The sequence below is a fragment of the Bradyrhizobium sp. Kon69 genome, from assembly GCF_055807515.1.
Genome location: NZ_JBVVOS010000006.1, coordinates 269,157 through 278,379, shown reverse-complemented (window position 1 = coordinate 278,379; position 9,223 = coordinate 269,157). Strand labels below are relative to the sequence as shown.

Below are 9,223 nucleotides of genomic sequence, written 5' to 3'. Positions count from 1 at the left end.
GGCTATTACGTCAATCTCGGCATCGGCATCCCGACGCTGGTCTCGAACTACATCCCGGACGGCATGGACGTCAGCCTCCAGAGCGAGAACGGCATGCTCGGCATGGGCCCGTTCCCCTATGAGGGTGAAGAGGACGCCGATCTCATCAACGCCGGCAAGCAGACCGTCAGCGAGCTGCCGTCGACCTCGTATTTCTCGAGCGCGGATTCCTTCGGCATGATCCGTGGCGGCCACATGGATCTGTCGATCCTCGGTGCCATGCAGGTGGCCCAGAACGGCGATCTCGCCAACTGGATGATCCCGGGCAAGATGGTCAAGGGCATGGGCGGCGCGATGGATCTCGTCGCCGGCGTCAAGCGCGTGGTCGTGGTGATGGAGCATTCGGCCAAGGACGGTCCAAAGCTCCTGAAGCAGTGCAATCTGCCGCTGACCGGCGAGCGCGTGGTCGACATGGTCGTGACCGACCTGGCCGTCTTCACCATCGACAAGCACGGCAATGGCGGCATGGCGCTGATCGAGCTCGCCGACGGCGTCTCGCTCGACGAGGTCAAGGCCAAGACCGACGCCGAATTCCGCGTCGCGCTGAAGAACACGTAAGGTTTTCGCAAAGGGGGCGCGCATGACGATACGGTCTGCGCGTCCCGAAGACGCTGATTTCATCGCACAAACCATCCTGTCATCGCAGCGCGGCTACCGGCCGCGCGGCTGGTTCGACGTTGCGCTCGGTTGGCCTGAAACACAGTGCCGCGATTTCATCGCGCGCGTCGCAGCCGCCCGTGCGGTGTCGATGTGGCACGTCTCGCAATTTCTGGTCGCGGAGATCGATGGCAAGCCTGCTGCCGCCTTGTGTGCGCTACCGGCGGCCGGCACGGGACCAGCGGCCTGGCGTGCGATCGAGGAAGTCGCAGCCGCGTCCGGGCTCGCCGCGGCAGAGCTGGAGGCCATTCGTCAACGTGGCGGCTACACGCGCGCCTGCTGGGTTCAGGGCGGCGAGGGCGACTGGATGATCGAGCATGTCGCGACCGATCCCGCATATCGTGGTCGCGGTCTCGTGCAGTCGCTGATCACCCACGCACTGGACAAGGGGCGGGCGGCTGGATTTGCCCGGGCGACAATATCGTTCCTGATCGGCAACGAGCCCGCCGAGCGCGCTTATGCCAAGGCCGGCTTCGTCTTTGCCGAGGAGAAGCGCGATCCTGCCTTCGAGGCGATCATCGGTGCGCCCGGCTTTCGCATGTTTGCGCGGGCGATCTGAGCACGCCGCGCGAGCGGTGACGATTGAGCGCCGGGCGCGCGCCGCAATCTCGTCATTGCGAGGAGCTCTTGCGACGAAGCAATCCAGACTGTCTCCGCAGAAAGATTCTGGATTGCTTCGCTGCGCTCGCAATGACGGAATATGAGGCGCCGGCGTCGATCTTCCGTCGCGTCCAGATCCGCTACGACCTCGCCGCCCACGTCTTGCTCCACCGCGCCGATACGCTGGCGACCCAGGACGTTTCCTCTCGCACCAGGCGGAAGCCGAGATTGGCGGGCGGCACGCCTTGCGCGCAGCCGCCGGCGCGGGCGTCGCGGATGAAATCGGTGACATAGGCGCGGTGGGCACCTTCGGCGACGCGCACGCCGCAGTTCACGGTCGGTTTGCCGGTATTGCCTGAAACGTCGGTGCGCGAGCGCACGAAGCAGGTCGACGTCCACTCCCAGACATTGCCGGCGAGATCTTCGATGCCGTGCTCGTTCGAACCGAACTTGCCGAACGGATAGGCGGTCGTGTCGAAGAGGTCGCGTTCGGATTCACGCTCGTAGCGGCCGATCCAGCGCTTCGATGGATCGGCTGCGTCCACCGGAAGGCCGTCATCCCTGAATCTTGAGCCGGCCGCAAAAGCCCATTCCGCGTCGCTCGGCAGGCGGTAGCTGTGACCGGTCTTGCGCGAGAGCCAACCCGCATAGGCTTCGGCGTCGTGCCAGCTCACCTGCACCGCGGGTCGATCGGAGGCGACGGCCACGCCGCGATCAAGCGCGCGGCAAGCTCCCTCCTGCACGCAGATCTGATAGTCGGATGACGAGACCTGATGCCGCATGATGTGCAGCGGCTTCTCGAAGCGCATCGCGCGCAGCGGCGCTTCCGCCTGCTGCCCGGCGCGGGTGAAATCGCCGGCCTCGCGATAGGACAGGCTGCCTGGCGCGACCCTGACGATGGCGGGCTCCGTCGCGGTGCCGTGGGTCCGGATGTCCGATACCAGCGGCGCCACTGCGATCGGCCCCGCAAGCCCGGCGGCGCAGGCGAGCAGCAGCTTCAGCTTGAATGCGATCAGCATGGTCATCCCCCAAGGAAGAAGGGGCCGGTCATCACCGGCCCCTCGTCGCGTCTAGTTGGTGTTGGGGGCCGGGATATCGGCAGGGGCCTTCACCTGCGTCATCAGATCGTCGTTCCACTTGCCTTCGACCTTGAAGTGCGCGGTGGCGCCGAGGTCGGCGGCCTCGATCAGATTGTGCGTGACATAGGCGTAGATGCCGGGCTGCATGAACTTGTACAGCGCAGCGCCCGCCGAGCCGCCGCGGATGAACCAGGTCTCGAGCCCGGTCTCCGGCGCGTTGGAGAACTTGCCGGTCTCCCAGACATAGTCGCCATGGCCGCCGATCAGATGCGGACGGCTGTCGCGATTGGCCTGCGAATGCACGATCAGCACGTTCTCGCCGACATTGGCGGTGAGCGCATTCTTGCCGGTGAGCGCGCCGACCTTGCCGTTGAACACGACATGGGAGGGGATCAGCTTCTTCATCACCTCTTCGGTGTCGGTGAAGGCTTCGCCCGGCGATTCATAGGATTTGAAATTGCCCTTGTCGTCGCGCGGCACGTACATGTCCTGCTCGCCGACATAATAGACCTTGTCGTATTTCAGTGCGTGGCCCTTGCCATCGTTGAGGCCGTCGCGCGGCAGCACCATCACGGCGCCGTTCATGCCGGAGACGACATGCCAGGGGATCATCGGGCCGCCCGGTGCGCAATGGTAGACGAACACGCCGGTCTTGGTCGCCTTCCAGCGCAAGACGACCTGCTCGCCGGGATTGACCAGCGTGAGCGCACCGCCGCCGAGCGCACCGGTCGCGGAATGGAAGTCGATGTTGTGCGGCATGGAGTTGGTTGCGGGATTGACCAGCGTCGTTTCGACGTAATCGCCCTCGTGCACGACCATCATCGGACCTGGCATCGAGCCGTTGAAGGTCATCGCCTGGAAAGTGGTGCCCTTCTCGTCGATGACGACCTTCTTCTCCTCGATCGTGAGCGTGAACTCCACGATCTTGGGGCCCTGCTTCGTCGCTTGCTCGTGCGCGTGCACGAAGGGAGGAGCGACCAGCTCGACCTTCTGGCGCGGCAGTTTGAGATCGTCGGCAGCCAAGGCGGGTGTCGCCAGCATCAAGGCGGTGACGGCGGCGCTGATCAATGCGGCTCGGCGGGTGAACATCGGAAGCATCCTTCATCTGAAATGGTCTTGATGACGGAATGCAGTGTGCGCCGATCGCAGCAAGCGTGTTTGCGCTGCGACAAGCTTTTGCCGTATTCGCCTCCGGTAAAATCCTTAGGAGTTTGTCGAAGATCGCATCGCGATACCAAAGACGCGTTGGCGCCCGACGTCAGCCGCCTCGGCCGCAAATCGTTCGCATGTTCAACTGTGTTTGTTGCGAATGGATTGTTGTCGACTAGAGCAACTGGATCGCAATCCAGACCGTGCCCCAGACCGCGAGCGACAGCGCGGCGAGAACCGCGGCCGTGATGACCATTACGCGTACCAGGTGGCTGGCGCCAACGGTGGGCGTGGAGGGAACGGGACGAAAATCGTCGAAGCGCGGGATATGGCCGCGAACGCCGGTGAGCCACAAAACGAGATCGAGCGCGAACAACGCCATAACCTGTCTCCAGAGGGCAATAATCAAATGTCACCATGGCGCCGATCCCGTGCTCGGACTTTGAGCGAGCGCAAGGTAGCGCACCCGAAAACGGGTAATTTCGTGCCATCCGGGATGCGCCGCCCCGCTGCGCAGCATTGATTGACGAATGGGTAAGATATGAGGGCCGATCTTGCGGCGAGCTACGGCGAGGAACGACTGCCGCGCTACACGAGCTACCCGACCGCACCGCATTTCTCGCCGGCGATCGGCGAGGGCGCCTACGCCCAGTGGCTGGCGGAGCTCCCGGCGGCGGCCAGCGCGTCGCTTTATCTGCACGTGCCGTTCTGCCGCGAGATGTGCTGGTATTGCGGCTGCCATACCCAGATCGTTCGTCGAGACGGTCTCATCACGGCCTATCTGCGTACGCTGCGGAGCGAGATCGCGCAGGTGTCCGAGACGATCGGCCGGCGCATCAAGGTCGAGCACATCCATTTCGGTGGCGGCACCCCGACGATCATGGCGCCGGAGGCTTTTGCCGAGTTGATGGCGGCGATGCGCCAATCGTTTTTCGTGCTGCCGTCGGCCGAGATTGCGGTCGAGATCGATCCTCGCACGCTGACGGCCGACATGGTCGAGGCCATGCGGCTCTCCGGGGTCAATCGCGCGAGCCTGGGCGTGCAGAGCTTCGACCCCGTCGTGCAGCGCGCGATCAACCGTGTGCAGAGTTTTGAGCAGACGGCTTCCGTCGTCGACATGCTCCAGCGCGCCGGCATCAACGGGATCAATTTCGATCTGATCTACGGACTGCCGCACCAGACCGTTGCTTCGTGCCTGGATACGGTGCGACGTTCGCTCGAGCTTGGGCCCGACCGCTTCTCGGTGTTCGGCTACGCGCATGTGCCTGCTTTCAAGAAGCACCAGCGCATGATCAACGAGGCCGTGCTGCCCGACGGCCTGGCGCGCCACGACCAGGCCTGCGCGATCGCCAATGCGCTGAAAGAGGCCGGTTATATGCAGATCGGGCTCGATCATTTCGCGCGGCCGGACGATTCCATGGCTGTGGCCTTCGAGCAACGCACGCTGCGGCGCAATTTTCAGGGCTACACCACCGACAAGGGCGAAGTCCTGCTCGGCTTCGGCGCGAGCGCGATCGGACATTTGCCGCAGGGCTATGTCCAGAACGAGGTGCAGATCGGCGCCTATGCGCAGAGCATCGCCGCGGGCCATTTGGCCACCGCGAAAGGCTATGGGCTCACCGACGACGACCGGCTCCGCGCCGACATCATCGAACGCATCATGTGCGAGTTCAGCGCCGATCTCGGCGACATCTGCGCGCGTCATGGCGCGGAGGCCGGGGCAATGCTGAAATCGGCATCGCGTCTGAAGCCGCTGATTTCCGACGGCGTCGTGAGACTGGACGGCGACCGCATCGCAGTCGCAAAGGACTCGCGCTTTCTCGTGCGCAGCGTCGCAGCCGCATTCGACGCGCATCTGGATCCGGCGAAGCAGTTGCACAGCCGGGCGGTGTGAGATCACCTTACCATCATGCCGGAATGACGGGCCAGCTTGCGCTTCGGCAAAGAGACTCTCGCCCGCTCCGCTATCGTGGTTTCGGAACGGAGTTGTTGTCCATGCCTTTTGGATCCGACGATCTGGTCGATGACATCATGCGCACGGCGCCGCACACGATCCGGGTGTTTCTCGCCTTCAGGATGGCTTGCGTGGGCTGTCCGATCGCAACCTTCCACACGGTCGATGACGCCTGCCGCGAGCATGGCATCGATCGCGACAAATTCCTCGCCGCGCTGTGCGACCGCGTGCCGGCGTGAACCGGTCAGGAATTCGCGCGGGCCGCGCGCGGATTCCCGGTTGAGGGGCGCTTTCGCCGTAAGCGGAAGCACCCTTCGCCCCTATTTTCCTTTTTCACCTCTCCCCGCTTGCGGGGAGAGGTCGGATCGCCCTTGCGATCCGGGTGAGGGGGTACAGGTCTCTCGACGATCTCATACGCGGAGAGAGGGCCCCTCACCCCGACCCTCTCCCCGTAAGAACGGGGCGAGGGAGAAGAGCTAAGCCGCGCCGCTGTCGGGGCTCCGCTCCGCCAGCACGACGATCCCATGCGGATCGCGCAGGATGATGCGCTGACGGCCGCTCTCGACCAGCCCCTGCTGTTCCCAGCCGCTCAGGATGCGGCTCACGGTGTGCAGCGTGGTGCCGGTCATCTGCGCGATGTCCTGGCGGCTGATCGGGAAATCGATCTCGATGCCGTGGTCGAGCTTCTTGCCGGATTGTTTGGCGAGGCGCAGCAGCGCATGCGCGACGCGCTGCTCGACCTGCTGGGTCGACATTTCCAGGATCCGGGTGTGGCTCTCCTGGAGCCGCGTGCCGACGGTCTGGAGCGTGTTGGCGGCAAGCGAGGGAAATCGCTCGACCAGTCGCGGCCATGCGGAAGTCGGCCAGATCAGTGCGACGCTGTCGTCGACCGCGATCGCCGTGGCCGGATAGCGCGCGGCTCCGATCGCCATCGCGAGACCGAACGTTTCGCCCGGCGCGACATAGCGCACCACGATCTGCTCGCCGGTCCGTGTGGTCTTGGCCGCGCGAACATGGCCGTGCAGCAGCAGGAAGAACGATTGCGCGTCCGTGCCTTGCTCGAAAATGGCGCTGTTCTTGGGGTAACGCACTGAGCGGGCCTCGCGCAGGATCTCCTCGAGGTCCTCCGGTTTGACACCCCCAAACAGCGGCAAATGCGCAACCAGCGATGTGTCGACTTTGGCCATTCTGCCTCCTTGGCGCTGGAAGTGTGATGACACCTGCAATCGTCAGGGTGTTTGCGATAGCTCAAAAACGAGCCGGCCGGACGGCAGTATTTTTCCAGGCGACGATTTGAATCGACTGGAGTTGACCCATGGCTGGCGTCCGATCCCGCAACTTTGAGGGCTGGCCGCTGTTTGCGAACAGCTTTCGGCCCTTTTTCCTGCTTGCCGCCATCCAGGCAGGGCTTTCGATCCTGGCTTGGCTGCCGATGTTCTACGGCGAATTGTCGGTGACGTCGGCTTTTGCGCCGCGCGACTGGCACGTCCATGAGATGCTCTACGGCTTCTTGCCGGCGGTGATCACGGGATTCCTGTTCACGGCGATCCCGAACTGGACCGGGCGGCTGCCGATCCAGGGGACGTCTCAGGGCGCGCTGCTGGCGGTCTGGATCGCTGGCCGGGTCGCGGTGACGCTGTCTGCCGATATCGGCTGGCTGTTTGCACTTGCCGTCGATGCCGCCTTCCTGACATTGGTCGTCGCCGCTGCAACGCGCGAGGTCATCGCCGGCGGCAACTGGCGCAACCTTCCTGTGGTGGTGCTGGTGCTCGTGCTGCTCGCCGGCAATGTCGCCTTCCACCTCGAAGCGCATTATGCGGGTGGGGCCGATGTCGGCATCCGCCTCGGCATCGGCGTGGTCGTTGTGATGATCTCGCTGATCGGCGGCCGCATCATCCCAAGCTTCACCCGCAACTGGTTGGTCAAGTTCAACCCTGGCCGTCTCCCGGTGCCATTCGGTCGCTTCGACGGTCTGGTGATCGGCTGCAGCGCGCTGGCGCTTGTCTCATGGATCGTCGCGCCGTTGAGTACGGTCACCGGGGCGGCCATGGCGCTCGTCGGCGGGCTCCATTTGGTGCGGCTTGCGCGCTGGGCCGGTGACCGGACCTTCCGCGAGCGGCTGCTCCTGCTTCTCCATGTCGGCTATGTCTTCGTGCCGCTCGGCTTCCTCCTGCATGCTTTTGCCGTCTTCGGCACGTTGCCGCCGAGCGCGGGCATCCACGCCTGGACGGCGGGTGCGGCCGGAACCATGACGCTCGCGGTGATGACCCGTGCGAGTCTCGGCCATACCGGACAGGCGCTGACGGCTTCGCCGGCGACACAAGCCATCTATGCCGCGATCATCGTCGCGGCGCTGGCGCGGGTCGCGGCGGTGGTTTGGCCTGCGTACGGCGATGCGTTGCTGCACCTTGCCGCCTGCGGCTGGATCGTTGCGTTCCTCGGCTTTGCCATCGCGTTCGGTCCGCTGCTTGCCGGCAGCCGTCGCCGTGCCCTCGCCATCATGGGCGTGCCCGTCCCGGCACGCTGAATTCAAGCCGCGGTCGCCGCGGTCGGTGATTCCAATGGCCGGACGCCTTTGCGCCACGCGGTGATGGTGCAGCCGAAGCGGCCGCGAAACCAGCGGGCCATGGCGCTCTGTGCGGAGAAGCCGAGCTGCTGGGCGATCTCCGCCAGCGGCCGGCCGGGGTCGTCGATCAGCTCGACCACGAGATCGGCGCGCTGCGCGTCGTGAATGGCCGAGAAGCTGGTGCCGGCTTCGGCGAGGTGGCGGTGGATGGTGCGGCGGGTGCAGGCGAGGTGCTCGGCGACGCGCTCGACCGTGCAGTCGCCGCCGGCGAGCAGGAGACGCACGACCTCGTCGACCTTCTCCTCCCAGCTTGCCGGCCGCGTCTCGATCGCCTCGATCCGCTTGCGCAGATAGCTCGCAATCAGCGGATGCGCGCTCGGGATCCGGCGCTCCATGTCGTGTGCCGACAACAGGATCGAATCGTCCTCCGCATTGAAGGTCACACGGCAGCCGTAGAACTCGCGGTAGCGCTTGCGGTCGAGCGGCGGTGGGTAATGCAGGTGCACTTCCTGCGGCCGCCAATCGCTGCCGAACAGCGACTGGATGATGCGATGGACGCTGCCGAGCGCCATGTCGATCGACTGGCGCGGCGCGGTCGGCTGTCGGCCGCGCAGGTGCAGCGTGACGGTGACGGTCTGCTTGTCGCGGGTGACGTCCAGCTTCATGCCGTCGTGATGGATCGGGATGAAGCGCGAGAAGGCTTCGATGGCTTCACCAACGGTCGCCTGTTCGCGCACGATCAAGCCGACCGCGCCGAAATTGGTCAGCCCGCCGCGCTCAGCAAGCCGCAAGCCGAAATCTTCGGCTCCGGACGCCTCTGCCGACAATTCGAGCAGACGCCGCAGACCGGTGACGGCAATGGGCGTGTCGGGCTTGTCGAGGCAGGCCAGAGGCAGCCTGACCTTGCGCATCATTTGTTTGGGGTCGAGCCCGACCGACCGGGCGACCTCCGGGTAATAGCTCAAGCCTGCGCTACGAATGAGGTCGGTCATGCGACCCGTTCCTGCCAGCCATCCCGCAGATGTCCCGAAATGTAAAGTTTATGTCCCGATCCGTCAAATCCGGGAACCGGGTGGAACATACATAAGTGAAACCGAAGCACGGGCGTGAATGCCGTGCATATGACGGCGCGGCGCGACGAGGCCCCGCTGCCGTCTCGGACCATTTGACCAAAGACAT

At 64.7% G+C, this 9,223-nt stretch carries 10 protein-coding genes; 5 read left to right on the top strand and 5 right to left on the bottom strand.

Annotated elements, in window-relative coordinates:
• A partial coding sequence (locus AC0L3U_RS11205; RefSeq protein ID WP_473361784.1) for a 3-oxoacid CoA-transferase subunit B occupies window positions 1-597 on the top strand: 597 nt, incomplete at its 5' end.
• A 22-nt stretch (window positions 598-619) separates the two neighbouring features.
• A complete protein-coding gene (locus AC0L3U_RS11200) occupies window positions 620-1,255 on the top strand; it encodes a GNAT family N-acetyltransferase (RefSeq protein ID WP_473361783.1) in 636 nt (211 codons plus the stop codon).
• A 181-nt stretch (window positions 1,256-1,436) separates the two neighbouring features.
• Here the strand turns inward: AC0L3U_RS11200 and AC0L3U_RS11195 are convergent, their stop codons facing one another.
• The 3 genes from AC0L3U_RS11195 to AC0L3U_RS11185 form a co-directional block, all read right to left on the bottom strand.
• Window positions 1,437-2,315 carry an SUMF1/EgtB/PvdO family nonheme iron enzyme gene (locus AC0L3U_RS11195; RefSeq protein WP_473361782.1) on the bottom strand — a complete coding sequence of 293 codons (879 nt, stop codon included), beginning with the start codon at window positions 2,313-2,315 and terminating at the stop codon, window positions 1,437-1,439.
• A gap of 51 nt (window positions 2,316-2,366) precedes the next feature.
• On the bottom strand, window positions 2,367-3,464 hold the full coding sequence (gene nirK / locus AC0L3U_RS11190) for a copper-containing nitrite reductase (RefSeq protein ID WP_473361781.1): 1,098 nt from the start codon (window positions 3,462-3,464) through the stop codon (window positions 2,367-2,369).
• A gap of 235 nt (window positions 3,465-3,699) precedes the next feature.
• Window positions 3,700-3,906: a hypothetical protein gene (locus AC0L3U_RS11185; protein ID WP_473361780.1), complete on the bottom strand. Its 207-nt coding sequence runs from the start codon at window positions 3,904-3,906 to the stop codon at window positions 3,700-3,702.
• Between the two features lie 159 nt (window positions 3,907-4,065).
• On the opposite strand from AC0L3U_RS11185, the gene hemN reads away from it, so the two are divergent.
• Window positions 4,066-5,418, top strand: a complete 1,353-nt coding sequence (gene hemN / locus AC0L3U_RS11180; protein WP_473361779.1) for an oxygen-independent coproporphyrinogen III oxidase — start codon at window positions 4,066-4,068, stop codon at window positions 5,416-5,418.
• A 101-nt stretch (window positions 5,419-5,519) separates the two neighbouring features.
• Window positions 5,520-5,717 (top strand): DUF1858 domain-containing protein, encoded by a 198-nt coding sequence (locus AC0L3U_RS11175; protein WP_007596228.1) that lies wholly within the window; start codon window positions 5,520-5,522, stop codon window positions 5,715-5,717.
• A 237-nt stretch (window positions 5,718-5,954) separates the two neighbouring features.
• Here the strand turns inward: AC0L3U_RS11175 and AC0L3U_RS11170 are convergent, their stop codons facing one another.
• Window positions 5,955-6,665: a Crp/Fnr family transcriptional regulator gene (locus AC0L3U_RS11170; protein WP_473361778.1), complete on the bottom strand. Its 711-nt coding sequence runs from the start codon at window positions 6,663-6,665 to the stop codon at window positions 5,955-5,957.
• 128 nt (window positions 6,666-6,793) lie between these two features.
• Here AC0L3U_RS11170 and AC0L3U_RS11165 point away from each other — a divergent pair, with 128 nt between their 5' ends.
• Window positions 6,794-8,005, top strand: coding sequence for an NnrS family protein (locus AC0L3U_RS11165; RefSeq protein WP_473361777.1), 1,212 nt, complete (start codon window positions 6,794-6,796; stop codon window positions 8,003-8,005).
• A gap of 2 nt (window positions 8,006-8,007) precedes the next feature.
• Here the strand turns inward: AC0L3U_RS11165 and AC0L3U_RS11160 are convergent, their stop codons facing one another.
• Window positions 8,008-9,036 carry an AraC family transcriptional regulator gene (locus AC0L3U_RS11160; protein WP_473361776.1) on the bottom strand — a complete coding sequence of 343 codons (1,029 nt, stop codon included), beginning with the start codon at window positions 9,034-9,036 and terminating at the stop codon, window positions 8,008-8,010.
• Window positions 9,037-9,223 lie beyond the last annotated feature (187 nt).

What these genes read in the sequence shown, in the direction of transcription:
- AC0L3U_RS11185 (WP_473361780.1), bottom strand. Translation starts at nt 3,906, where the DNA reads ATGGCGTTGTTCGCGCTCGATCTCGTTTTGTGGCTCACCGGCGTTCGC.
- AC0L3U_RS11195 (WP_473361782.1), bottom strand. Translation starts at nt 2,315, where the DNA reads ATGCTGATCGCATTCAAGCTGAAGCTGCTGCTCGCCTGCGCCGCCGGG.
- AC0L3U_RS11175 (WP_007596228.1), top strand. Translation starts at nt 5,520, where the DNA reads ATGCCTTTTGGATCCGACGATCTGGTCGATGACATCATGCGCACGGCG.
- AC0L3U_RS11160 (WP_473361776.1), bottom strand. Translation starts at nt 9,036, where the DNA reads ATGACCGACCTCATTCGTAGCGCAGGCTTGAGCTATTACCCGGAGGTC.
- hemN (WP_473361779.1), top strand. Translation starts at nt 4,066, where the DNA reads ATGAGGGCCGATCTTGCGGCGAGCTACGGCGAGGAACGACTGCCGCGC.
- AC0L3U_RS11200 (WP_473361783.1), top strand. Translation starts at nt 620, where the DNA reads ATGACGATACGGTCTGCGCGTCCCGAAGACGCTGATTTCATCGCACAA.
- nirK (WP_473361781.1), bottom strand. Translation starts at nt 3,464, where the DNA reads ATGTTCACCCGCCGAGCCGCATTGATCAGCGCCGCCGTCACCGCCTTG.
- AC0L3U_RS11165 (WP_473361777.1), top strand. Translation starts at nt 6,794, where the DNA reads ATGGCTGGCGTCCGATCCCGCAACTTTGAGGGCTGGCCGCTGTTTGCG.
- AC0L3U_RS11170 (WP_473361778.1), bottom strand. Translation starts at nt 6,665, where the DNA reads ATGGCCAAAGTCGACACATCGCTGGTTGCGCATTTGCCGCTGTTTGGG.